Source organism: Chitinophaga sp. SVR4-12A (genome assembly GCF_056754765.1).
Genome location: NZ_JBPGWP010000001.1, coordinates 5,097,212 through 5,122,805, shown reverse-complemented (window position 1 = coordinate 5,122,805; position 25,594 = coordinate 5,097,212). Strand labels below are relative to the sequence as shown.

The following is a 25,594-nucleotide window of genomic DNA, read 5'->3' as shown; positions in this document are numbered from 1 at the left end:
CAGCTTTTAACCATTAGCAGTTAGCTGAAATACGTTATTTTTAACTTTAGCCAGCTGCTAAAAGCCAGTAGCTAATTGCTGTTTATGAATCGCATCACTGAACTCTTCCAGATAAAATATCCTATCGTGCAGGCAGGCATGATATGGGCCAGCGGATGGCGTTTAGCCAGCGCGGTTAGCAATGCCGGCGGACTTGGGCTGATAGGCTCGGGCAGCATGTATCCCGGGGTGTTGCAGGAACATATCCGCAAATGCAAACAGGCTACTGATCAGCCTTTTGGGGTAAACATCCCTTTACTATACCCCGATATAGACCAGTTGATACGTATTGTGCTGGACGAAGGAGTAAAGATCGTATTCACCAGTGCGGGCAACCCCAAAACATGGACCCCACTACTAAAAGAAGCAGGCGTCACCGTAGTGCATGTGGTATCCAGTTCAGCCTTTGCCTTGAAGAGCGAGGCAGCCGGCGTAGACGCCGTTGTGGCAGAAGGGTTTGAGGCCGGTGGTCATAACGGCCGCGAAGAAACGACCACTATGGTACTCATACCAGCAGTGTGCGAAAAGGTACGGATACCGGTCATCGCTGCAGGAGGCATTGGCTCCGGAAAAGCCATGGCAGCGGCTTTTGCGTTGGGCGCCTCCGGCGTACAGGTGGGCAGCCGCTTTGTAGCCACTCCGGAAGCATCTTCCCATGATCATTTCAAACAGGCCATAGTGCAAGCTAAGGAAGGAGATACCATTCTATCCCTTAAAAAAGTGACCCCCGTGCGCATGATCAGGAACCAGTTCTATGAAAGCGTAAAAGCAGCGGAAGACCGCGGGGCCACGCTGGAAGAGCTTAGAGCCTTACTGGGAAAAGGGCGTGCCAAAAGAGGCATGTTTGAAGGCAAGCTGGAAGAAGGAGAGCTGGAAATCGGGCAGGTAAGTGCGCTGATACATGATATAAAACCGGCGGCGACGGTATTGCAGGAGATATGGGAGGAGTTTAGGGAAACCTGCAGGCAGTTAAGTGTCTTACCGGTCTGAAATATTAATACGGCTTATTTAGGCCATTATGATTTATTTAACATTAAATAGCACTACCTTCGGTTATTATAGATAAGCACCTTCTGACAACGCTTTTTCTACTGGCCATCTGTACTCACCCACCTGGACGGTTTTCTTACTTGTTGCCATAATAAGCTGCACTTTTCTTTTACACATTCAATTATAATATCATGAAGATATTAGTGTCAAACCTCCTGTTTTCTTTTAACGAAGATGATCTGAAGCATCTGTTTTCTCCGTATGGCGAAGTCGTATCATGCACAATAATAAGGGATAAATTTAATGGCGCCTCCAAAGGATCCGGTGTTATAGAAATGTCTAACCGCAATGAAGGGATGGAGGCGATAGCAAAACTCGATGGCAAACCGGTCATGGGCCGTCCTATTGCCGTAAGTATGGCAATGGAGCGCACGCGCCCTGCTTATGAAAGAAGAAGTTTTTATTAGCAGTCAATGCTTTACCCTTGTGCTTATAAGCTTATAGTTGTCATATTAAATGTAGAAAATGAAGCGTATCCTGATAATTGACGATGAGCCATCTATCTGCCTGTTGTTAAGCAATATTTTGCGGAAAGCTGGATTTGAGACAGACACTACCTTGTCTGGCACCACTGCTCTCAAAATGATAAAAGAGAAGCAATATGGGCTTGTATTCTGCGATTACCGGCTCAAAGACAAAGAAAAGGATGGAGACACGCTGTTACAGGGTATCCAGGATATCTCTCCCACTACTACTGTCGCTATTATGACCGGGTATCCGGACGTTCGCATTGCCATTAGGATGATTAAGGAAGGCGCCTATGATTACCTCGAGAAACCTTTTACGGCAAACAGGATTCTTGCGCTTGCCCATAGTGCTTTAAATGGGCCAGTGCCGCAAACGGAGAAGGAAACGCATTCAAACCCGAACATTAGCAGGCCCATCGCCGGGCCAGTAATTGCTGAAGCTAATAATAAACATTATATATATGGAACAAGCGCCGCTTCAAAGGAATTATACGGGCAGATTGCACTGGTAGCTCCTACTGATTATAGTGTTGTTATTTGCGGTGAGACAGGAACAGGCAAGGAAGCCGTGGCCAGGCTGATACACCTGGACAGCAAGCGGAGCAAACAACCCTTTGTTGCGCTGGACTGCGGATGTCTTTCCGATGAACTGGCAGCAAGCGAGCTTTTTGGCCACGAAAAGGGAGCGTTTACCAGCGCCGGTGATGCCACTTCTGGCGCATTCCGGCAAGCAAATGGAGGCACCCTGTTCCTGGATGAAATATCCAATTTGAATTACCAGGTACAAACAGCATTGTTACGGGTTGTGCAGGAACGGCTGGTAAGACCGGTGGGAAGCATGCGGGAAATACCTGTTGATATACGGATCATAGCCGCTTCCAATGATGATCTGGGCAAAGCTGTTGCAAATGGTAAATTCAGACAAGACCTGTTTTACCGTTTAAATGAATTCAACATTTCAGTTCCTCCTTTACGGGAACGGCAACAGGATCTCCCGCTTTTTATTGACGCCTTCCTGGAGAATGCCGGCAGAATATCAGGCAGACGGCCGGGAAGATTTTCCGATGAGGCGATGACTTGCCTGCTGCAGTATTCATGGCCTGGCAATATCCGTGAATTAAACAACGTTATCAGAAGAGCCGAACTGTTTGCTGAAGGCGCGGAAGAAATTACAGTCACCTGTTTACCGCCGGAAATAACCGGAGCTGATTCTGCTTTGACTAAAGAGCAGATAAGCATTTCTCCGGCAATAGCCGTCGGAGAAACGAATAATCTAAAATCGATTGTTCAGCTGGCGGAATATCAAAAGATCATCTCTATTATGAAAACGGTAAGATATAATAAAACCGAAGCTGCCAGGTTACTGAATATTGACCGCAAAACGCTATATAATAAACTGCATTTGCTTAATATAGAGCTGTAACCCTTTAGCCAACGGTTACCCTTTCTTCACCACCCACTTCAACGCCTCTTTCCAGGTAGTTTTCTTACCATACATCAATATCCCCGTACGATAGATCTTACCGGCAACCCAGGTGGTTACCAGGAAGCCCGCCACCAGCAAGAGCATGGAAAGTGCCAGCTCCCAGTATTCTACGGTGCCGGGTATACCATAAGGCAAGCGCGCCATCATTACCATGGGAGAAGTAAATGGAATAATGCTGCCCCAAACCGCCAATGCGCTGCTCGGATTTTGTACGGCGCTGATCATGATCATTATACCAATAATAATAGGCAGTGTTACGGGGAAAGTAAGCGACTGCGCATCGTGAGGATCTTCATTCACCAGGCTGCCGATCGCAGCAAACAGCGCAGAGTAAAAGAGGTAGCCGCCCAGGAAATAAAATATGAAGCAGCTGATGATCAGCCACCAGTTAATGCTGCCCACTACATAATTCATTTTCTCAATTGCCTCAGCCATAGCCGCATTGCCGCCATTCTGCGTCATCGCTGCACCCTGGCTTGCAGCCTGCATAGTATCTGCCGAGACAAAGAGGGGTATCAGCATTTGCAAACTAATGATCAGTACACCCCATATCAGGAATTGCAGTAAGCCCACGCCCGCTATGCCTACTATTTTGCCCATCATTAACTGGAACGGCTTAACGCTCGATATGATCACTTCTGCAATACGATTCATCTTTTCTTCCATCACGCCGCGCATAACAGACATACCGAACACCATCAAGATAATATAGATAATAAATCCACTGGCATATCCTACGGCATAGGCAACGGCAGAACTGCCCTTGCGGTCGTCCTCACCACTGCGAAAATCTACCTTCACATCGCTGCGCACTTCTTCCAGCTTGTCTTTATCTATACCCGCAAGCTCCATACGTTTTTTCTCTATCACGTCGTTCACCTGCCTGTTCAGGTTACTCTCCAGCATAATGCTGGCCTGCCCTTTACTATAGTATTCAATGCCGGAGGGGCGGTTAACATCTATATCGGGAATATACAGCACACCGGAGTAACCATATTCGCTATACTTACGTTTGAAGGTATCTATGCTTACTTCCGTGAGTGGTTTAAAGTAAAGTCCCCTGGAGTCTGACAGCTGGCCCGTGAACAGTTTACTCTCGTCGATCACTGCTATGCGCTTGTGATCTTCACCTTTGACTGCAATAATGATGGGAATAATGGTGATGCCCGCGATGAAGATGGGGATCAGCAGGGTTAGTACCAGGAAGCTTTTCTTCCGGACCCTGGTAAGGAATTCCCGTTTGATGATCAGCCATATCTTATTCATATTGTGCAGTTTTCTGAACCTGAGTAATAAATATTTCGTTGATGGTGGGTAACACTTCCTCGAAGTGGGTGATCTGTATATCGTGCCGGATAAAGTGCTGAAGGATATCGTTGGTAGAGCTATCTTCGCTCAGCTTCACAGTATAGCCATTAGCTTCCTGCTTCACGATGGAGAAATGGTGAGTGGCCACCTGCGCGAAGTTAGGCATTACGCCCAGCCCTATACGGAACAGGTGTTGTTTAAAGGTCTGCTTGATCTCCCGCACTTCGCCGTCCAGCAGCTTGGTGCCTTTGTTCACCAGCATGATGCGGTCGCATATTTCTTCTACCTGTTCCATACGGTGTGTGCTGAAAATGATGGTGGTACCCTTACGGCTCAGGTCAAAGATCTCCTGTTTGATAAGGTTGGCGTTCAGCGGGTCCAGTCCGGAGAAAGGCTCGTCCAGTATCAGCAGGGCGGGATCATGCAGGATGGTGGCAATGAACTGTACTTTCTGCTGCATACCTTTGCTCAGTTCTTCCACCTTCTTGTTCCACCAATTGTTCATATCAAGCTTAGCGAACCAGTATTTCACTTTTTCGCGGGCCTCTTTTTCGCTGAGTCCTTTGAGCTGCGCCAGGTAGAGCGCCTGCTCTCCTACTTTCATCTTTTTGTACAGGCCTTTTTCTTCCGGCATGTAGCCGATGCTGTGTATATCATGTTCCGGGTTGAAAGGACGTCCGTTAAAGGTGATCGTTCCTTCGTCCGGATAAAAGATCCCGGTAATCATGCGCAGGAGCGTGGTTTTACCCGCGCCGTTAGGGCCCAGCAAACCAAAGATGCTGCCCTTAGGGATCACAAAGCTGATATCATCTACTGCTTTGTGCGTAGCATAGTACTTTTTCAGGTGATTAACCTCCAGTAGATTCATGATAATAAATGTAAAGTAATATATGTTAAATGTAAAATACGCTAGCGTTGTACTGGCTTTACGGTGTACCCCTCTGCTCTTAGCAGCCTGATAACTCCTTTATCACCTGCCAGGTGCCCGGCGCCTACGGCAAAGAAAGTGCTGCGTTCTTTCATCATGGCCGGCATTCTTTTCACCCAGTTGGCATTTCTTATTTCGAGGAGCCAGTAGCGTGCATCTTTGCTCATACCCTTCTCTTCCGTTACGCTTTTGTACACCTGCTCCAGTTCTTCTGAGCGGTAGTATTGCACCATCCGGGCGGTTTCTGTTCTCATGGTCTCCAGGTCGAGCGCTGTCAGCTGCGTCAGGATGCTGTCATCCGGAAATGCCTTATAAAAGTAGCTCATTTGTTCTTCCAGTGTTTCCAGGCTGTTGACCGGCATCTTTTTCGCAACAGCCATCTCTTTGAATTCCGCTTCATACACTTTCAGGCTATCGCAGGTATATGATAATCTGCCGAGCAGGCTGGTGAGCGCTACCAGTTTATAGTTATCAAACAGCTGCAGGGATATACCTGCCTGCTGCTGCAGCAGCGAATCCATCAGGGCATAGCGTTGGGGAGAGAGCCTGGCGCTCAGTGGCGTATCAGCTACCAATGCTTTTTCCATCTGTGCGGCTATTGCAGGATCAAACATATCAATTTCCAGCACAAGCTGTGAAGTCCGGTCAAATGCTTTCCTGATCTTATCTGCCATGTCAAAGTCGTTCCCGCAGATCATATGTATGGTGCCGTAGAGATAAGAGGGAGCGGACAAGCCCTTACCACTTATTTCCCAGAGCAGCGAGCGTTCCAAAGGAGCGCTTTGGGCGGAGGCTGTGTTCCCCTTGCCTATACCTGCGCAGGTGATCAGTGCCAGTACTACTGTTTTAAATAAGCGGTGCATGATGAGCGTTTTCTTCATTATATCAGTATAAGGATAAATTACTTTGTTACAGGGCGGTCTTGAAAAATTTAATAGCCGCATCTGCCACCCTTTCCCCGTCCATTGCGGCAGAAACGATGCCGCCGGCATAACCGGCGCCTTCACCACAGGGGTATAATCCTTTCACCTGTGGATGCATAAGTGTATCAGGGTCACGGGGAATACGCACGGGAGAAGAGGTACGTGACTCTGTGGCTACAAGGATAGCTTCGTCTGTATAATATCCCTTCATCTTACGGCCGAAGGCTTTGAAGGCCTGCGCCAACCTGTTATGTACAGCAGCGGGCAATACCTGCCGGAGGTCTGTACTGTGTACGCCGGGTACATAGGAACAATCCGGTAATGTAGCAGACACCTTACCTTTCACAAAATCCGTCATACGCTGCGCAGGCGCTACAAACTTACCGCCGCCTGCCTGGTATGCTTTCCGTTCTACCATCTGCTGAAAGTACATGGCGGCCAGCGGGCCTTTATCAGCAAAAGGTGCAAAATCTGTTTCATCTACCGTTACCACCATACCGGAATTGGCATAGGGGTTATTGCGTTTGGAAGGCGACCATCCGTTCACTACCAGCTCTCCCGGATTGGTGGCGGCAGGCGCAATGATGCCACCGGGGCACATACAGAAAGAGAACACTCCCCTGCCCTCTACCTGCTCTACCAGGCTGTAGCTGGCGGGTGGCAGGTAGTCTCCTCTCAGTGCACAGTGATATTGTGCGCTGTCTATCAGGCTTTGCGGATGTTCTACCCGTACGCCCAGTGCAAAAGCTTTAGCTTCTATTGCTATTTGCTGCTGATACAACATTTCGAAGATATCGCGGGCAGAGTGGCCGGTGGCCAATATTACCTGCTGTGCCTTATAGGTGTTGCCGGCAGCCGTTTGTACGCCTGTGACCTGTCCGCTGCTGAGCAGCAGTCCGGTCACCTTCTCGTTAAAATGCACTTCGCCTCCTGAAGCGATGATCTGCTCCCTCATGGCGGTGATAATATGTGGCAGTTTATTAGTACCTATATGGGGATGTGCCTCGTATAATATTTTTTCCGCAGCGCCAAAGTGGACAAAGATGCCGAGTATGCGGTTCACATCTCCACGTTTTGTAGCGCGTGTATATAATTTACCGTCTGAGTAGGTGCCGGCGCCGCCTTCGCCGAAGCAGTAGTTGGATTCGGGATTCACTTCTCCCTGTTTGTTGAGTGCCGCCAGGTCCCGGCGGCGTGTACGAACATCCCGGCCGCGTTCCAGCACAATGGGCTTTATGCCTGCTGCTATAAGGCGCAGGGCGGCGAACAATCCTGCCGGACCGGCGCCAATGATCAGTACCTGCGGAGCAGTTGCAGGCAAAATGTCATATACAGGTATGATCAGTTCCCGTTCATGAAAAGGTTCATTTACAAACACCTTGAGTGTCAATAACAAATATACCTGACGGGAACGTGCGTCGATCGAACGCTTAAGAATGTGGTAACCGGTGATGGCGTTATTGCGTACGCCTAGCGCCGTTGCAAGCTGCCGGGTAATGGCGGCATCTGAAGCCGCTTCCTGTGGCGTGAGTTTAAGAGAGAGCTGTTGTATCATGCAGGTTAGGTATTTATCCTAAAACACTGCAAAGATAAAGGTCACCAGGCATTTAAGCATGGTGACCTCTATAACTTTTATATGGCCTTCCTGATTAGAAGGGCAGATCGTCTGTAGTATCCTGGGAAGCAGCAGGCACTTCCTGGGAGGTGTTGTAGTTGGGCATGCGGTCTGTTCCGGGAGCAGCACCAGCCACTACAGACTCCATACGCCATGCGTCGAGGTTGGTGATGTAGTTCACCTTACCATCTTTTTCCCAGCGGGTTCCTTTTATATTAAAGTATACTTTTACAGTTTCTCCCTCGTTAAAACGATCTACTATACCGGTGCGGTCTTGTACGCACTGGAACTTTATATAGTTGTTTATAACACGGCCATTGATATCATCAGACTTCTCAATAACGAATTCCCTTGTTTTAAAGGTTTCGCTGCGTTGCACCGTATTATACTTCACGATTAACTTTCCTATGATTTCAAAACTCATAAAAATAATTTTTTAACTATTCAGATGCGCCAAAGATAGGCTTTTGACAGGATTGTGGTGAAATAAATTTTTCACAGGATGTGCACGTGCCGCGGTCGCATATAATAAATTTGCACGGTATTTGATACATGAACTACCATTTTTTTTAATGCAGATACTAACATAGTTTTGCACGCTCGTTAAACGTTGTTAACGACGAATCAACAATCAAGACAAGACCATATTATTTTATCGTTCTAGTTACATATCTATGGTAAAAGGGTTAATCAAAATTCGAAGCAACTGTATATCAGATCAGTGTATTTTACCTTTATTACGTTTGTGTAAAACCCAACAGTAATAACGCATAGAACGAGGTAAATCGGGACATTAAACAGGGATACAAAAACTGTAATGACAGGGAGATAAACAAGGGGAGATAAATTTTTTTTTTCAACATTTTCTACAGATATTCGTCGTCCTGTCTAAAAGTTTTTCAACATCCACCGTTGGGAAATTTTGAATTCGAGAACAATCCTTAATTAAAAACAAATAATTTTTTATTGCTCAATGAATAAAACTTGCGAACAAGTTTGGGAAAGGTGTCTTAATATAATTAGGGATATTGTGGAATGGCAGCCATTTAAGACCTGGTTTGAACCTATTAAGCCCATCAAACTTGAAAACAATGTTTTAACCATACAGGTGCCGAGCCAGTTTTTTTATGAGTATCTGGAAGAACACTATGTAGGATTATTAGGAAAAACTATCAAACGGGAATTAGGGAAAGAAGCAAGGTTAGAGTACAGGATCGTAGTAGAGAACGGCACACCGCATCAGCATCCCAAAACGGTGAATATGCCGACCCAGTTCACAAAGCCCCAGAAAGACAGTGAGGTGGATTTTCCGTTGACCATACAGAACCCGGTAAAGAATCCCTTTGTTATCCCAGGGATCAAACGTGTACAGATTGATTCACAACTCAATCCAAACTATACTTTTGATTCTTTTATAGAAGGAGATTGTAATCGCGTAGCACGCAGAGCCGGTAAGACTGTTTCGGAAAAACCCGGTGGAACCTCTTTTAACCCCTTGGTAGTTTATGGTGGAGTTGGCCTCGGAAAAACACATCTTGCACAGGCAATCGGCAATGAGGTTAAACGTGTACATCCCAACAAAGCTGTACTGTACGTTAGTGCAGAAAAATTCATCAACCAGTTCATCGATCACTCCAAGAACAGCATCATCAACGACTTTATTCACTTCTACCAGTTGATAGATGTACTGATCGTGGATGACATTCAGTTCTTTGCCCGCGCGGAGAAAACCCAGGACGCATTCTTTGCGATCTTTAACCATCTTCATCAATCCGGTAAGCAGCTGATACTTACATCAGACAAACCGCCGAAAGATCTGGATGGATTGCAGGAGCGACTGCTGAGCCGTTTCCGCTGGGGACTAAGCGCTGACATGCAGCTGCCTGATTTTGAAACACGCATGGAAATACTGGAGATGAAAATGCGTAACGACGGATTGGAGATGCCAAAAGAAGTGATCAAGTATGTAGCTTATAATATTCAAAGCAACGTACGTGAACTGGAAGGCGCTTTGATCTCCCTGCTCGCACAATCTTCCCTGAACCGGAAAGAAATTGACCTCGAGCTGGCCAAGCGCGTGTTAAAGTCTTTTGTTAAAACATCTTCCAAAGAGATTACAATTGAAAGCATACAGAAAATGGTATGCGAGTATTTTGATGTTCCTTACGACAAGCTGCTGCAAAAAACACGTAAGCGTGAAATTGTACAGGCACGCCAGATTACAATGTACTTAGCTAAATCTTTTACAAAGAACTCTTTAAAAACCATCGGCGAACATTTTGGCGGGCGCGATCATACTACAGTGATCCACTCCTGCCAAACCGTCAAAGACCTGATGGATACAGATATTACTTTCCGCGACAGCGTGATCGAATTACAACAAAAAGTACAGCTGGCCGCTATGTAGGTCAGCATCGCTTCATCAGCAGTTTGCTTCCCTCTGAAGAAAATAACCCTGTGAACCTTATTAATGAAAATGTCCTGGTAATACACCAGGACATTTTTTTTATTAGCTTAGCGGCAGGTTGACGCCAACATAAGAAACAACAGAATGGCTATTGGCTTAACAATTTGATAAATTCCACTATTAGCAAATCATTCGGGACAACCAATAACTTTGAGGCGGGTAATAGCCAATATGCAATACCACAGCATGATATGGGACAAGGTAAGGCAAGGAGACGAAGCCGCATTCCGCCAGCTGTTTGAGCAACAGTGGGAAACGCTCTTCACCTATGCCTGTAAAATATTAAAGGACCAGGAACAGGCCCAGGACATTACGCAGGGGTTGTTCATGCACCTTTGGGAAAAGCATGCCGCACTTCCACCTGTAGCGGCAGTAACTCCCTACCTCCGTCATGCATTACGCAATCGCCTGTTAAACGCCATCCGCGATCAACACGTATATGAACGCCATGTTGACCTTTTCCGGCAAGCTGCGCTGGAAAGCGATAACTCCCTGATAGAAGGCTTACATCTGAAGGAAACCGAACAGCAACTACTCCGGTCTATCAATACATTGCCGGATAAAATGAAAAATGTATTTTACCTGCACCGTATCGAAAACCTGTCTGTGGCCGAAATAGCCGCACGCACCGGGTCTTCTGAACAAACCATCCGTAATCAACTGAATACTGCTTTACAGCGCCTGAGAACCAAATGGAATTCCATCAGCTGGTTTTTCTTCTGAGGTTGATGGGTTATAATTCCGGTATAGTGCCCCGCTTTTGCTTGGGGACCCAGTAAATAACGCGCAATATTACCAAATTGTTAAGCAAAATTTAAAATAGTTATTCCTCTTCTCTGCGGTGTCTTTTATATAAACGAGAACTGCATAGTGGACAGATCTACCCTGTTACATTTAATTGAAAAATTCCGCCGGGGCAACTGCACCGAGGCAGAGGAACAGCTACTGCACAGGTGGCTCGACCTGCCTGGAGCAGGACGCCGGCGACGACCTTTCCCTCTGGCCGAAGAAAAACAGCACCTCCGCAATAGCATGCTGGAAAATATCTTCCGGCCTGGCCAGTCTGCACCCCGCCGCAGGATCTTCCGCAACTGGATGAAGGCTGCTGCGGTGCTGCTACCATTGGTAGCCGCCGGCGCTTATCATCTGTGGCTGCAACATACCGGCGCCAGGAACAGCGGATGGCTTACCCGCCAGAATACCACAGCGCAGGTGCTGCAGCTCAAACTGCCGGACAGCTCACTGGTGATGCTGGGCGCACATACCACTATCCGTTTCCCGGCAAAATATACCGGGCGCGAAAGGCTTGTGAAAACTGCTGGAAAGGGAAAGCCTTTTTTGATGTGCGCTCCAACCCGCAACAGCCTTTTATAGTGGAAAGCGACGGCATCCGCACCACCGTATTGGGCACTTCCTTCTCAGTAGCCTCCTATAAAGAACTATATGCCTGCCGTGTAACCGTTATGACGGGCAAGGTGCAGGTACATACCGGTAATAATAATTATGGCGCGCTTAACCCCGCAGAAGCGTATCACGATCTCCGGCGGAAAAACACCCGTCCTGCGGGATACCATCACCCTGGCTGATAATATGGCCTGGACCAGGGGAGAGATCGTGCTCCGTAATGCCAGCCTGCAGGAATTGATACAAACCTTACGTGAACAATATGCAGTGAATACCAGCACCAGCCTGGACATCCGGCAGGGAAGCTATACCGTTCGCCTGCCAGCCGCCATGCCTTTACGCGAGGTGCTGGACGTAATTGAAAAAATCAGTTATAAACCAAAAATCCGCTTTACTATGGAGAACAAGCAGCTATCCATTCAGCAACGCCAGTAGTTTAGTAGTATGAGCTATTAGCCGTCGTCATCACACAACATCAAACGAACGAACCATTATCTGAAGTTCTTAGCTGAAAAAACAATCGCTAAAAGCTAATGACAATGTCATGTCCTTTAACAATTATCAATATGCAAAAAATCATTACACCTTTCCACCGCGTTGCCTTTATCGCATCGCTGGCCTTCATGCTGGCAACCTCGGTAGCTATGGCCTTATCCAGCACCGCCCAGTCGCTCAGGAAAGTAGTACGCCAGCTGCAGGTTCCCGCCGGCAGCCTTTCCAATGCGCTGCAGAAACTGGAGACTACCGCTAACATTCGCCTGGCCTATGATGAAGCGGCACTTAAGAAAATCGCCGTTCCTGCCACCACTTACAAATCAAGCCAGGTAGCAGACATTCTACGGGGACTGCTGAATAACACGCCTCTTACCTACGAAGAGCGCTACAACACCATCCTGATCTACGACAGGAATGAAACACAACTACGCAGTTCCGGTGTGCAACAGGTAGTTGAAAAAGTAACTATCAGCGGCACCGTAACAGATAAAAACGGTCCCCTGATCGGCGCTACCGTAGTAGTAAAAGGAACTACCAATGGAACTGCCACAGACGCAGGCGGGCATTTCTCCCTGTCTGTAAATACACAGGACAATCCTGTGCTGCAAATCAGCATGGTAGGTTTAAAGACCGTTGAAGTACCGGTGGGCAGCCAACGCAGCTTCAACATCATGCTGGAAGACGAACGCACTGAACCTGGACCAGCTGGTAGTAGTAGGTTACGGTACACAGCGTAAGGCAACACTCTCCGGCGCCATTGCAGACGTACAGCTGGACAAGCTCAGCTCACGTTCCCTGAACGATATGGCAGAAGCTTTACAGGGTAAAGCGCCCGGCGTGATCGTACAGAACCAGGGCGGCGACCCCACCTCCGTACCTAAGGTATATATACGCGGCCTCGGTGGTGTGAACGGCGAAGGCCCCTTGTATGTTGTAGACGGATCTATTTATACCGGCGGACCTATCAACCCGAACGATATTGCTTCTATCAACGTGCTGAAAGATGCTGCTGCAGCCATCTACGGTGCAAGAGCTTCAGGCGGCGTAGTGATCATCACCACTAAAAAAGGTAAAGAAGGCGCTGCGCAGGTAACCGTAGATGCCAAAATAGGTTTCCAGAGCGCAGCTAAAAAATTGCAGACACTCAACGCTAAAGAGTTTGCAGACGTAATGAACATAGCTGCAGATGCCGCCGGTTATAACCGTCAGCCTGCATTTAACGCCAGCATATATCCCGACGGGCAGATCACCCGTACCAACTGGCTGGATGAAATATTTAGAACCGGCAAGATACAGGACTATAATATCAACATAAACGGTGGTACAGCCAAAGCGCATTACTATATGGGCTTCGGCTATCGCAAGGGAGAAGGCATCCTGTTGAATACCTATAGCGAGCGTTACTCTTTCCGTATGAACTCTGATGCGCAGATAAAACCCTGGCTGAAGATCGGCGAGAACCTCTCTTATACCTATACCAACGGCAACGGCACCAATACCACCAGCCCCTATACGGGTGTTATTTTCACTGCCCTTGGATACCCTCGTCACATCACCCCTTATCAACCGGACGGTTCTTTCAGCGGGCTACCCGTACAATATGGCGGCGCGTATGGAGACCTGGCCAATCCTGTTGCCATACTGCAACGCCTGGACAATAAAAACCCGGTGAACAATATCAATATAAATCCGTATGCTGAGGTACAGCTGACCAAGGACCTGCAATTCCGCTCTAATTTTGCCGTTACCAAATCTTTCAACAACAATAAGGTCTTCACTACAAAAGTGCCCGAGATAGGTAAGATCAGCAATACCAATATGCTGGAACAGAATATTGTTGATTTTACAGAGATCCTCTCTGAACAAACGCTTACCTATAACAAACAAGTCGGTGATCATCATGTGAATGTACTCGCCGGTTATACCTATCAGCAACATGAGGGTAATGGGCTGTATGTGTATGCTAATGGATTTAACGACGAGCGTCAGGAATACCGTTATTTTAACAACTCCACGCTCAATTACAAACCAGAGGACAATAAGGACAAATGGGCCATTGAATCTTACCTGGGCCGTATCAACTACGACTATAGGAGCAAATACCTGCTTACTGCGCTGATTCGCCGAGACGGTACCTCCAGAGTGGCGCCGCAGAACCGGTATGAAAATTACTATTCCGTATCAGGTGGATGGGTGCTTTCAGAAGAATCATTTATGAAACAGTTAGATTGGCTCAGCTTTCTGAAACTACGTGGCAGCTATGGTCTGCTAGGCAACCTGGGTAGCCTTCCCAGCAATGCCATCAACATTCCGATGGCTCCCACCCAAATATATATCGGCCAGGACCCTGTGCAGGTAGGCGGTTACGCAGAAAATGCACTATCCAACCCCAACCTGAAATGGGCTAATTCAAGGCAGGTGAACATTGGTACTGATATCGGACTGTTTAACAACAGCCTGTCTTTTGTTGCAGACTACTTTATCAAAACCACTGAAAGAATGCTGCTGCCTGTTACACCACCCAGTACCGCCGGTGTTAGCAACGATACCTGGCAAAATGCAGGTAAAGCAAGAGACAAAGGCATTGAGCTTGGCCTGAACTACAGCGGCAACACCGGGAAAGCCTTCCAATACAGTGTCGGCGCCACCATGACAACAGTAACCAACAAGTTGCTTGAACTGGACGGCAGGCCGGTATTAAGTAACGGAGTGAACGTACGTAGCACCCTGACGCCTATACGTATAGAAGTAGGGCAACCGCTTTACTCATATTATGTAGTAAAAACTAACGGCATCTTCAAAACACAGGAAGAGATCGACAATTACACATCGAAAGACGGCAAAAAAATACAGGACAAGGCCAAGCCGGGTGATATCCGTTTTGTAGATAAGAATGGCGATGGGGTCATCAGCAATGAAGACCGCGAATTTGTAGGCAGCGCTTATCCTGACTTCACTTATGGCATTACTTTCAATGCCAGCTATAAAGGATTTGACTTTAACCTGTTTGCCCAGGGCGTACAGGGTAATAAACTGTTCAACGCGCTGAAATATACCAACATGAATGCCAGTGTGGGCACAAACTTCAATATGCTGCATGATATATTGAATGCCTGGACACCGCAAAACGCTAACAGTGATATTCCTCGCATCACTGCCGATGACGCTAACGGCAACTACGGCACCACTTCTGACTGGTATATAGAGAACGGCTCCTACCTGCGCATCAAAAACGTGACATTGGGTTATACCCTGCCTGCCGCATTAACCAAACGCGCAGGGCTAAACACGCTCCGTATCTACGTTACCGCCAACAACCTTTACACATTTACCAGTTATAAAGGCTTTGACCCGGAAGTTGGCATGGACGAATTTGGTATTGACAAAGGCCGCTATCCGCAGGCCAGAAGCATTTTATTCGGGTTAAATGTTAATTTCTGATAGCTGATAAACTACCGCAACATATGAAAACGATTATAAAAAACACCATACTTGCAACAACCTGCGCCGCTATGCTCAGCGCCTGTAACAAAAAGCTGGATATTGTGCCGGAAGGCTCGCCTACTACGGGTAATTTCTGGACAACAGATAACGATGCCATTGCCGGCGCAAATGCAATGTACGATCAGTTTGATGATGAGAACTTCTACGGGCGCGGTTACTGGTGGTTCATCAATGCCTGTGATGACCAGGTCGTAGGCCGCGTAAAAGCTGAGGGCGACAATATCAAGAACTTTAACCGCAACTTCATCGGCGGCTCCTATACCGAGTCTCAATGGAGGCTGCGTTATATCGTGATCAAACGGGCTAATGATGTGATATTGCATGTACCCTCCATTAACATGGACGCTTCGCTGAAGAACCGTATACTGGGCGAAGCCTATTTCCTGAGTGGATTGATGTACTTCCAACTGGGATATACCTACGGCGGAGTGCCTATGGTAGACCGGAATAACCTGTTGTACGATGAACCTATTCCCCGGGCAGCAAACGTGAACCTCGTTTACGAATACGTAGAGAAAGAATTGAAACAGGCAGCTGCCCTGTTGCCCTATTTTGACCAATTGTCAGTAAACGACTATGGCCGTCCGCACAAAACTGCTGCCTGGGCATTCCTTAGCAAAATGTTTCTTTACAAGAAAGACTACGCCAATGCAGAAAAATATGCCGATTCCGTCATACTAAGCGGTAAGCACCAACTGCTGGATAATTTCAGTGATGTGTTCACCATTGCCAACAACTGGTCTAAAGAATACATCTGGAGCGCTTTATCTACTCGCAAAGGCACCTCCGGCTGGGGTAGCATACTGCCCGGTGTAATGCTGGAAAATAAAGGCTGGGGCAAGTACAACGGCTGGGGATATTATACACCCACCAAAGAACTATATGACGCTTATGAAGCAGGCGACCTGAGAAGAGAAGCCACCATCCTGAAACCGGGCGACCATTTCACCTTCTTTGGAGAGGATAGGGTATACAGTTCCACCAACAGCCTTTCCGGTTACCAGTACCGCAAATACATGGAACCTTTCTCGTATGCCGGCGCTATTCACCTAAGCCCTAACGGCGACCACCCTACTACAGACCTCTGCGTACCCTTATTACGGTATGCAGAAGTGATCCTGATCAAAGCGGAAGCCAAGCTGATGCAAGGTAAAAATGCTGATGTAGAGATCAATATGATCCGCCATCGCGCCGGTCTGGCCAATGTAACCAATGCTGATATGACGGAACTGAAAAAACAACGCCGTTGCGAGCTGGCCGGAGAATGGGCTAACCGCCACTATGACCTGGTACGCTGGGGAGACGCCCAGGCTGCCTACGCCAAGCCCCTGCATGGCGCTGATGGCAAAGAGGTATGGCCTGCCCGTACCTTCAATCCTGCCGTGCATAACGTGTGGCCTGTACCGCAAAGCGAGATCGATAACGGCGGTGGCGTAATAACACAGAACCCGGGCTGGTAATATAACTACGAATTAACCCTTACGGATTACGAATGATGCCAACAGAGTATTATATTCGCTCTCGTCATCATTCGTAATCCGTAATTTAAACTGAAGCCATACTCAATGAGAACTTATATCTGGAGCGCTTTATTCTTATTGTCTTCTCTTCCCTCCGTTCTTGCCCAATCCGGCAACTATACCACTGCCAATGCACATGCGCATAACGATTACGAGCACGATATTCCTTTTTATACGGCCTACTATCACCACTTCGGCTCCATAGAAGCAGACGTGTTTGCCCGGAACGGACAGCTGTATGTAGCCCATAAAGAAGAAGAAATTGACTTCGCCCGTACCCTGTCCAGGTTGTACCTGCAGCCCCTGCGGGAGATGATCCGGAAAGCCAATGGCAACGCCTACAGTAACGGCAAGCCGCTGCAGTTGCTGATAGACTTCAAAACAGATAGTCTGTTAACCATGCAAACCTTATTACAGCAATTACAGCAATACCCGGATATAACTGGCAATACACACGTACAACTTGTGATCAGCGGTAGTCAGCCCCTGCCTGCGCAGTGGGATAATTACCCCGCCTATATCCTGTTTGATGGCAAAAGTTCGTTGTCTTATTCAACAGCACAAATGGAACGCCTGCCGCTCTTCAGCTATAACCTGCAGGACTATGCCAGGTGGAATGGCAAAGGCTCCATGGTAGCAGCAGAAAAACAACGCGTACAGGCACTGATAAACGATGCACACCAACGCGGTAAAAAGATCCGCTTCTGGGGTGCTCCGGATAATGTGAATACCTGGATCACCCTGGCAAAAATGGGCGTAGACTATATTGGAACGGATAACATAGAAGCACTGTCTGATTATCTGAATAGCCGGCCCGCATCAGAATACCAGGCAATAACTGACACCCATCCCGTTTACCGGGCGCGCAATATAAACAACGACCGTCTCTCAAAAGTGAAGAATGTGATCCTGCTGATCGGCGACGGTATGGGCCTTACACAGATCTATGCCGGGTATACCGCCAACCGGGGACAGCTCAACCTCTTCCAGATGGTGAATATCGGGTTCTCGAAAACCAGCGCTGCAGACAACTATATCACTGACTCTGCCGGAGGAGGCACCGCCATGGCCACCGGTCATAAGACCAACAACCGTTATATCGGCGTGGATGCCACCGGCGTAAAGCACCCGGCCATACCCGATCTGATACAGCGTTATGGAATGGAAAGTGCCCTGATCAGCGCAGGCGATATTACAGATGCTACCCCTGCGGCCTTCTATGGGCATCAGTCAGACAGGGCCATGGAAGACGACATTGCCAAAGACTTTCTCAACAGCCCTGTAAGCATCCTGATAGGCGGAGGCCTGCAACATTTTGAGCACAGAAAGGATGGCCTCTCCCTGACTACGCAGCTACAGCAAAAGGGATATACTATCAGCCGGCATTTTTCCGAGCTGGATAATATGCGTAGCCGCAAATGGCTGCTACTGGACAGTGTGGCCGAATTACCTATCTTAAAAGGCAGAGGCGATTTCCTGAGCCGCTCCCTGAAAAAGACCATCAACACCCTCCAGGATAATCGCAATGGCTTTTTCATCATGGCCGAAGGCGCACAGATAGATATCGGCGGACATGCCAATAACCTCCCGTATAACGTAACGGAAATGATGGATTTCGACAAGGCCGTTGGCGCTGCTATGGAATTTGCCGACAGCAACGGGGAAACGCTGGTGATCGTTACTGCAGATCACGAAACAGGCGGACTAAGCCTGCTGGACGGAAATATTCAGAAGGGCTATGTGAATGGGCATTTCAGCACGAATGACCATACCCCTGTAATGGTGCCTGTATTCGCCTACGGTCCCCACTCGCTCGACTTCAGGGGAGTATACGAGAATACCGCGATCTTTGAAAAAATCATGAAGATCCTGTCAGAAAGAAAATAGTGATCGCTAAAACGGATAAAAAAAAGGAAGCAACCGCAACAGCATCGCAGCTATAACGCATATATTGCAGCCAAAGAACTGACTGCCAAAAGGGAGGATAACTTAGCCAGGGGTGTCGCTATTCATTACCCTTCAATCGGATACTAATGATGCAGTATCATGTTGCCGGCAAAATGCTGGCAAGCACCACTACACGCCCTGAAATTCCCAGACAGTACCAACATCATCAACTCCCCTTTGCCACAACGGTAGAGTCTATTAGTGGGCTATTCGGCGCGATACTGAACCAGGTAGTAGCCGGCGATGAATGGTCGATACAATTAGTACAGTTTTTCATTTCAAAGCAGGTGCGGGTGTACCCGGTATCACAGCGGCCTTTGGGGATACTGCATTGTATGCTGCAGGGACAAGTGCCTTGCTTCCTGCAGGAAATGGACGATATCGTGCTGCGTGAGAAGGAACTGCGTTTCTTTTATGTTCCCGGCGGTAAGCGCAACCTGGCGTTGTTCTCCAAAGGTTATTATGAGTCGTTTCAAATTGGCTTTTCTGCAGCTTACCTGTCGCGCTTTGCCCAGAACGGTTCTCCACTGAAGGAGATACATTACAAACTGCAGCATAATCAGCCTGAGGGTGCTTATGCAGGCAACTGTCCGCTCAGCCTCCAGGCAATGGAACAGGTGGATAAGATTAGGCAATGTCATTTAAAAGGCACACGCAGGCATCTCTATCACCAGGCCCGTATCAATGACCTGATGCTGATATATATATCAGCGCTTGAAGACACCCTTCAACAAAAGCCCGCCGGCATAAGTAAATATGAAAATGAAATACATGAGCTTTCTGCTTACATCAAAGACAACCTGGAAAAGCCTTTAACAATTGTTCAGCTGGCAGACGAGATGGGATTACATCTGCAGGTAACGGAGAAGGAATTTAAAAAATTATATAAGCAAACCATTAAGTCCTTTATCCAGGAACAGCGCATGATAAAAGCCAAACAGCTGCTGGCGGACAGTAATATACCTGTTATAGATGTAGCTTATACCGTTGGCTATTCTGATGCTGCCTATTTCAGCAATGTGTTCAAGAAACAGTTCGGCATGACACCGACGACCTATCAAAACATCAGAAGCGAGGAAAAATTACAAGAAGAGGACTTGTAATATTACAAGAAACTCACAATTCTTTTATAGACATTTGTTAAAGTAAAAGGAAGTAACTCAAAATAACGACACTAAAGAAGGCATGGCTTAACCGCTTGCATAAACATTGTAATTTCCACCCCTGGATATGGTTTCTTTCTAATAACATTTTTCTTGAACCATTTAACGCTTTCAACCTATGCGAAAAAGAATCCCTCTTTCCGGTGGCCCGGCTGCTTCGCCCGGCACTGAGCTTGTTTTAGGATGCGGCGTAGTAATCCCGCTTATGCAGCGCGTCCGGGATCGTATGAAAAACCAATAATAACAGCGATATTTTTAGCATATGGAAATTCCTCTTAAAGGTAGCCCGGCAGAGATACCGCTGCGGCTGGCGCCCTATGTTGCCAACTGGGCAACGGCAACTTACCAGCGATGCGATTTTGGTGCCCTGTTGTCTCAAACATTCTTATATAAATTCTACCGCATCTACATCTACCGCTTTCTTGCAGACCGGCCGGCATGCCTGCCCCTGCGTTGTACGGAAGGCGCTGTAGTGTTGCAGCTTGTTACGCAAGGGCCGATAAAAAGTGTAATAGAAGGGCTGGGCGAAATACTGCTGCAAACAGGGCAATACAATTTTTTCTATCTGCCGGCCGGCACACATGCACTATGCCTGAGTACAGGCGAATATGAGTCCATCTACATTGTACTAGGCGCTACCTTGCTGGAAGAGCTGGCGGAAAGCAGGGAAGAGATGAATGAGCTGTTGGGCTACCTGCGCCGCTCCCATAAAACAGGCGCAGGGCTTACTCCCCGCTCAATGGATTACAGGATGCAGGAGCTGATCAAAGGCATGCGCAATTGCCGGGAGACTGGCAGCAACCTGTTCGTAGAGTTTAGTACCAATATCAGGAACCTGCTAAACCTGTATCGTAAATCACTGAATGATGTGGAATACAGCATGCAACTACGGGCCGCCGGTTACATGGCAGCTATGGTGAGCATACGTGAAGAAATTGTACGGAATCCCAGTATACAACAACACACCCTCACTTATTTCTCCAGGAAACACAACATGAGCCAGTCTACCTTAAAACGGTACTTCAAGGCGGTATTCAATAAAACACTGCATGAATTTGTGCGGGAAGAGTGTATGAAGAAAGCTTGCTGGATGCGGAACAACGTAGCTGTCAGCCTTGATGATATTGCAGATGAAGTAGGGTATGCAGATAAATCCGGTTTCCTGAAATCGTTTAAACAGTTTCACAACAGGATGTCACAATAAAAGCTCTTTTGACCGCTTTCCACCGTTGCAGCAAGCCTTGCCAGGCCTGTGATGCATATGGCCACCCAAAGGCGGCTGTATTAAATATGACCATCGCAGCGGCGAATAGTTCCAGTCCCATATACGTGGCTATACCCAGGTGCAGCAACACAACAGCAAGATAACCGTAAGGGCGTAAACGGTGAAACCACATATAGAAAGGATACCCGATCTCGACCAGCAAAGTACTCCAGCATATCAGCCTGGCCAGCCACGGATATTGCGCCAGCCAGCTCATATCAAACCTGCTGAATTGTGTATGCATCAGCGTTTGCCAGATAGCTTCGCCGTTCCACCACTGAGTGCCCATGGCTTTTTCAACTCCGGAGGCCACATAGACAATACAAAGATGCAGCTGTAGCACACGTATGGATAGCGTGTTCCATGCACTGTCCGGAGCGCCGGGCTTCACTGGCATCACGATGCAATAGCACAAGCCGATATGCATAAAAGTTTCTACACCATAGGCAGCCATAAAACCGGTGTTCATGAACATGAAATGCAATGCCCAGGCCACCATCGCCATAATGCGGGTACATTTACCCGCCAGCAGTCCGGTAAGCGCGCTTAGGTATGCAAATAACAATGTAAACACCCATTTATCTGTTGAAAGACGTGTTACCGTTGCCAAAGGCCGTAGCCAGGCCAGCTGCGGCATGTGGGCACCAATGATCCCTTCGCTGATCGGCCATTGCACCAATCCGTGCTCGCCATATAACAATACGGTATTGCCGGCCAGCCATATGCCTTGTGCCAGTCCCAGTAATGCAATAGCGATCCTGAAAAACATCAGTGGCCGGGATGATGAAGGGCTCAGGAAAAAGGTCTGCCATGCGGGATTAAATGTGTTCATAACGCTATTTTTATCGCTTGTGATAATCTTTCACCAGGAAGGGTGTCCACTGCGGACGTGCGCCCTCTCGGTATGCCTGCATGCCGGGCACGTTCTTGGTAACAACTGTCACCCTTACCAGGCGGTTGCCGGGGTGCCTGCGCAGCATATAGGAGGCGCAGCTCTGGGCAAGTAAAGGGCAGGCTTCCTCAATGCTGAAAAAATTGTAGATGGTTTGTATACGGCGGTTGCATTCGGTATTGCACTCTTCCAGCCTGACTACCTGTTGTGAGCTGTCGCTGGCCGCTAGTGTGTAGATTACAGCTATTTCATTTCCTACTCCTGGCGCAAAGAAGCTGAAGATGTTACCAGCGCCGGTGTAATCGCCATAGGTAGCAAGGCCCTTTATCAATGACTGTTTATGCCCGGGCCATTCTTCCAGGTGCGCCGCATGCAGGGCTGCTATCAGCAGATGAACAACGGCGATGCCTGTCCAGCATAAATGTTTCCATGTGATCATAAAAAAAGGATTGTAAACAACATGCGCAACTTCCTTCCGCAGTACATTGCGCATGCTGTTGTTGTAGTTGTTAGCATGAAAGAGCTGTGAACGTTTAAAATATTTGTGCAGATCCGAGCACTGCGCCACCGGGCACTTCCACCACATCCATGGGAACAAAGCGCTTGTCGAGCGTAACAAAGTTTGCCCGGATCACTCGCAGGATCTCTGGATCAAAACAGCCGATCATATTGGGGAACTTCCTTCTGAGAATGCTTTCCCAGGTAGGATCACCTGTTCCGGCAGCGCTGACTGCTGAGGGGGCGGCCTGTGTGATGTCGCCTATGCCATAAAAGCCACGGGTAGCGTAGGGAAATGTAGTGCCTCCCGGCAGGGCGATACGGAATTTGTTCAGATCCAACTTGCCTATCACCCTGTTGTCGATAGCATCGGGCTGCATGGCAGCGGCGGCGCTCAGGAAGGTTTTGGTGGCGATGATGTTCTGTCTGCCAATGGCTACCGTAGTTACATCGAAAAAAGACTTGCTGTCAGCTTTCTTCATCAATTCTGCCGCCCTGGTAGCGATGTCGGTGTAGGGAATCATATCCGGACAGGTTTTGATCCAGATCTTTTTCCATGGGGTTTTCGTGTATCCGATCTTCTGTAAGGCAGGAGAAGGGCTGCCGGCATACTGTACTTCGTCTGAAAGGCTGCCGTAACTGCTCTTGGTGATATAAGGGTTAACCGCTAATCCGTCGAATTTAAGCAGATAGGTGTCGGGGCTAAGTCCTTTCAGTATGGCATCCAGTTCATCATCTGCAGCAACAGTTGCTGCCACAGGAGAAGGAGCAAGTGCATTGGTCCGGTCAAAAGGCTGGGTTTGGTCTTTCTGACAAGACAACATGAACATGGCCGCAATGCCAGCCGTGCCGAATAAGATAAATTTCTTAGTCATTTTTTGGGGTTATTGGAGTTATTAAATCAATTTCATGCTGCGCAACGCCGTAAAATTGACTTAAAAACCGGCAGCGGGCAAGCGTAAAAATACCTGATTTGAGTGCGGACAAATGCGTATTGCTTCATTTTCGGAAAAAGCGATACATTTAATGTATGATCTCCCTGCAGACATATGTTCCTGAAAAATTATATCCCTTCGTAAAATCATGCTGGCGGCTGGAAGTGGCCAACGCAGGAGAAAGATATTACGAGGAGGATATTATTCCTGACGGGCATCATGAGATCATCTTTCACCTGCAGCCCAATACCGCGAAAAGAAAAATGCAACAGGGAAGCTGGGGATCTGAACCGGACGCCTTCTTTGCAGGACAAACATTGCAAAGCTATTCCCTGCAACTGCAACCCGGATCCGTGTTGTATGGCATCCGGTTCTATCCGCATACAATGGCTTTGCTGTTTAATGTTCCTGCTTCCATATTTACAGATCAGCTGCTTGCAGTAGGCGACATCCCCGGGGCAGCAGCCTTGCGGCACTGCATTACAGACAACGCGGCTAACACCTTCGCCTGCTTTGAAAGGATATTATCTGAGCGGATAGCCGGCCTGCAGACTCCCAATGGGTTCCTGTATGTGAACGCTGCCGTGGCGTCGGTATTGCAGCACAACGGAGACGTCAGGGTAGATGCGCTGATGCGCCAAACAGGCATTTCCGTAAGACATCTTGATAACTCGTTCAAACAGTTTGTAGGCATTACGCCCAAAACTTTCTGCAATATCATCAGGCTGAACCATTTTATACGGTACCGGGCCGGCCATTCATTCAAAAGCCTTACAGAATGCGCTTACGAAGCTGCATTTTATGACCAGTCGCATCTTATCAAGCTATTCAGGACCTTCACCGGCAAATCGCCCAAAGCCTATTTCAACGACACCAATTACATTAATGAGCATTTTACGCTCATGTAGCCCTCAGCTGTTTATCATAGCAGTTCATTTTTTTACAATTTTGTCTTCCTTATACCAGCTATGTTTGTGAAAAAAGATGGTGCGGACATTCACGCTCCTGCTGCTGCTCTTTTCAATACGGTCAGCGGCACAGCAGCATATTGCGCAGTTTGTAGTGTGGAAGCCCAAAGCAGGGGCGGAACAGCAATTTGAAAAAGGATACCGGCAACACCTGCAATGGCATAAAACCAACCGTGATCCCTGGAGCTGGTATGGCTGGTTCATTATCTCCGGACCGAGAGACGGGCAATTTGTAGATGCAACAGTGGAACATGCATGGAGTGATTTTGATCATCCGCTGAAGCCTGCAGAAGACCGGGCAGACAATGAATTGCATGTATTTCCTTATGGCGAGCTGCAGACAGTAGTGAAAGCAAGCCGTTTACCTGCCTTGTGTACAGGCAACATCAGCGGCCTGCAGTCAAAATTCCTGCGGATGGTTACACTGCAGGTAACAGATATTAATACAGGCATTCAGCTCCTTGAACAATTAAAGCGCAGCTGGCCCTCTTCCACACCGGTTAAAAACCTGCTTGTCTACAAAGTGGTAGATGGAGGCGCTATTAACCAGCTGCTGCTTTTATGGGGCTTTAATAATTTTGAAGAATATGGTAACAGTGAACAACTGCAGGAAGCGCTGGGCGCTGCCGAAACAGCGTTGAAGGTAAAGGCCGTTGAGGCCATTACCTCCGAAACGCTTGTTTACAGGGCGGATATGAGCCTGTTCCCGAATTGAGCAGCA

Annotated in this window: 24 protein-coding genes; 16 read left to right on the top strand and 8 right to left on the bottom strand. The window is 47.8% G+C overall.

Going from position 1 to position 25,594, the window contains the following annotated elements; genetic code table 11:
• Positions 1-84 precede the first annotated feature (84 nt).
• The 3 genes from ACR9Y8_RS20865 (at position 85) to ACR9Y8_RS20855 (ending at position 2,979) form a co-directional block, all read left to right on the top strand.
• The gene (locus ACR9Y8_RS20865) at positions 85-1,029 is read left to right on the top strand and encodes an NAD(P)H-dependent flavin oxidoreductase (RefSeq protein WP_481215186.1); all 945 of its coding nucleotides are present in this window, start codon (positions 85-87) and stop codon (positions 1,027-1,029) included.
• Between the two features lie 191 nt (positions 1,030-1,220).
• Complete coding sequence (locus ACR9Y8_RS20860) at positions 1,221-1,496, top strand: RNA recognition motif domain-containing protein (protein ID WP_481215185.1); 276 nt, start codon at positions 1,221-1,223, stop codon at positions 1,494-1,496.
• A gap of 58 nt (positions 1,497-1,554) precedes the next feature.
• Positions 1,555-2,979 carry a sigma-54-dependent transcriptional regulator gene (locus ACR9Y8_RS20855; protein ID WP_481215184.1) on the top strand — a complete coding sequence of 475 codons (1,425 nt, stop codon included), beginning with the start codon at positions 1,555-1,557 and terminating at the stop codon, positions 2,977-2,979.
• 15 nt (positions 2,980-2,994) lie between these two features.
• Here the strand turns inward: ACR9Y8_RS20855 and ACR9Y8_RS20850 are convergent, their stop codons facing one another.
• From ACR9Y8_RS20850 to ACR9Y8_RS20830, 5 genes are all read right to left on the bottom strand, one after another.
• Positions 2,995-4,308, bottom strand: a complete 1,314-nt coding sequence (locus tag ACR9Y8_RS20850; RefSeq protein ID WP_481215183.1) for an ABC transporter permease — start codon at positions 4,306-4,308, stop codon at positions 2,995-2,997.
• The gene (locus ACR9Y8_RS20845) at positions 4,301-5,218 is read right to left on the bottom strand and encodes an ABC transporter ATP-binding protein (protein ID WP_481215182.1); all 918 of its coding nucleotides are present in this window, start codon (positions 5,216-5,218) and stop codon (positions 4,301-4,303) included. Before ACR9Y8_RS20845 ends, ACR9Y8_RS20850 begins: the two co-directional genes overlap by 8 nt.
• A gap of 41 nt (positions 5,219-5,259) precedes the next feature.
• Positions 5,260-6,159, bottom strand: a complete 900-nt coding sequence (locus tag ACR9Y8_RS20840) for a TraB/GumN family protein (protein WP_481215181.1) — start codon at positions 6,157-6,159, stop codon at positions 5,260-5,262.
• 28 nt (positions 6,160-6,187) lie between these two features.
• On the bottom strand, positions 6,188-7,756 hold the full coding sequence (locus ACR9Y8_RS20835; protein WP_481215180.1) for an NAD(P)/FAD-dependent oxidoreductase: 1,569 nt from the start codon (positions 7,754-7,756) through the stop codon (positions 6,188-6,190).
• 94 nt (positions 7,757-7,850) lie between these two features.
• Positions 7,851-8,240, bottom strand: coding sequence for a DUF3127 domain-containing protein (locus ACR9Y8_RS20830; protein ID WP_481215179.1), 390 nt, complete (start codon positions 8,238-8,240; stop codon positions 7,851-7,853).
• A gap of 549 nt (positions 8,241-8,789) precedes the next feature.
• Between ACR9Y8_RS20830 and dnaA the strand changes: the two genes are divergently transcribed.
• The 11 genes from dnaA (at position 8,790) to ACR9Y8_RS20775 (ending at position 21,520) form a co-directional block, all read left to right on the top strand.
• Entirely contained in the window at positions 8,790-10,223 is a 1,434-nt protein-coding gene (dnaA, locus tag ACR9Y8_RS20825) for a chromosomal replication initiator protein DnaA (protein ID WP_298736003.1), read from the top strand.
• 231 nt (positions 10,224-10,454) lie between these two features.
• Entirely contained in the window at positions 10,455-11,006 is a 552-nt protein-coding gene (locus tag ACR9Y8_RS20820; RefSeq protein WP_481215178.1) for an RNA polymerase sigma factor, read from the top strand.
• A 147-nt stretch (positions 11,007-11,153) separates the two neighbouring features.
• Positions 11,154-11,657 (top strand): FecR family protein, encoded by a 504-nt coding sequence (locus ACR9Y8_RS20815; RefSeq protein WP_481215177.1) that lies wholly within the window; start codon positions 11,154-11,156, stop codon positions 11,655-11,657.
• Entirely contained in the window at positions 11,627-11,869 is a 243-nt protein-coding gene (locus ACR9Y8_RS20810; RefSeq protein WP_481215176.1) for a hypothetical protein, read from the top strand. The genes ACR9Y8_RS20815 and ACR9Y8_RS20810 overlap by 31 nt, the downstream gene beginning before the upstream one ends.
• Positions 11,787-12,122, top strand: a complete 336-nt coding sequence (locus ACR9Y8_RS20805; RefSeq protein ID WP_481215175.1) for a FecR domain-containing protein — start codon at positions 11,787-11,789, stop codon at positions 12,120-12,122. Before ACR9Y8_RS20810 ends, ACR9Y8_RS20805 begins: the two co-directional genes overlap by 83 nt.
• Before the next feature lie 131 nt (positions 12,123-12,253).
• Complete coding sequence (locus ACR9Y8_RS20800) at positions 12,254-12,919, top strand: carboxypeptidase-like regulatory domain-containing protein (RefSeq protein ID WP_481215174.1); 666 nt, start codon at positions 12,254-12,256, stop codon at positions 12,917-12,919.
• Positions 12,816-15,623, top strand: coding sequence for a SusC/RagA family TonB-linked outer membrane protein (locus ACR9Y8_RS20795; RefSeq protein ID WP_481215173.1), 2,808 nt, complete (start codon positions 12,816-12,818; stop codon positions 15,621-15,623). Before ACR9Y8_RS20800 ends, ACR9Y8_RS20795 begins: the two co-directional genes overlap by 104 nt.
• 23 nt (positions 15,624-15,646) lie before the next feature.
• Positions 15,647-17,146: a RagB/SusD family nutrient uptake outer membrane protein gene (locus tag ACR9Y8_RS20790; RefSeq protein WP_481215172.1), complete on the top strand. Its 1,500-nt coding sequence runs from the start codon at positions 15,647-15,649 to the stop codon at positions 17,144-17,146.
• 105 nt (positions 17,147-17,251) lie between these two features.
• Positions 17,252-19,093 (top strand): alkaline phosphatase, encoded by a 1,842-nt coding sequence (locus tag ACR9Y8_RS20785; protein ID WP_481215171.1) that lies wholly within the window; start codon positions 17,252-17,254, stop codon positions 19,091-19,093.
• 146 nt (positions 19,094-19,239) lie between these two features.
• Positions 19,240-20,256, top strand: a complete 1,017-nt coding sequence (locus ACR9Y8_RS20780; protein WP_481215170.1) for an AraC family transcriptional regulator — start codon at positions 19,240-19,242, stop codon at positions 20,254-20,256.
• A gap of 322 nt (positions 20,257-20,578) precedes the next feature.
• Entirely contained in the window at positions 20,579-21,520 is a 942-nt protein-coding gene (locus tag ACR9Y8_RS20775) for a helix-turn-helix domain-containing protein (RefSeq protein ID WP_481215169.1), read from the top strand.
• On the opposite strand, the gene ACR9Y8_RS20770 is transcribed toward ACR9Y8_RS20775, so the two are convergent.
• From ACR9Y8_RS20770 to ACR9Y8_RS20760, 3 genes are all read right to left on the bottom strand, one after another.
• On the bottom strand, positions 21,489-22,412 hold the full coding sequence (locus tag ACR9Y8_RS20770; protein ID WP_481215168.1) for a hypothetical protein: 924 nt from the start codon (positions 22,410-22,412) through the stop codon (positions 21,489-21,491). The two genes, ACR9Y8_RS20775 and ACR9Y8_RS20770, sit on opposite strands and share 32 nt — an antisense overlap.
• Before the next feature lie 10 nt (positions 22,413-22,422).
• Positions 22,423-22,911, bottom strand: coding sequence for a hypothetical protein (locus ACR9Y8_RS20765; protein WP_481215167.1), 489 nt, complete (start codon positions 22,909-22,911; stop codon positions 22,423-22,425).
• Positions 22,912-23,005: 94 nt separating this feature from the next.
• Positions 23,006-23,845, bottom strand: coding sequence for a hypothetical protein (locus tag ACR9Y8_RS20760; protein ID WP_481215166.1), 840 nt, complete (start codon positions 23,843-23,845; stop codon positions 23,006-23,008).
• A gap of 155 nt (positions 23,846-24,000) precedes the next feature.
• On the opposite strand from ACR9Y8_RS20760, the gene ACR9Y8_RS20755 reads away from it, so the two are divergent.
• Positions 24,001-24,813, top strand: coding sequence for an AraC family transcriptional regulator (locus ACR9Y8_RS20755; protein WP_481215165.1), 813 nt, complete (start codon positions 24,001-24,003; stop codon positions 24,811-24,813).
• Positions 24,814-24,889: 76 nt separating this feature from the next.
• Positions 24,890-25,588, top strand: coding sequence for a hypothetical protein (locus tag ACR9Y8_RS20750; RefSeq protein WP_481215164.1), 699 nt, complete (start codon positions 24,890-24,892; stop codon positions 25,586-25,588).
• Positions 25,589-25,594: the final 6 nt, after the last annotated feature.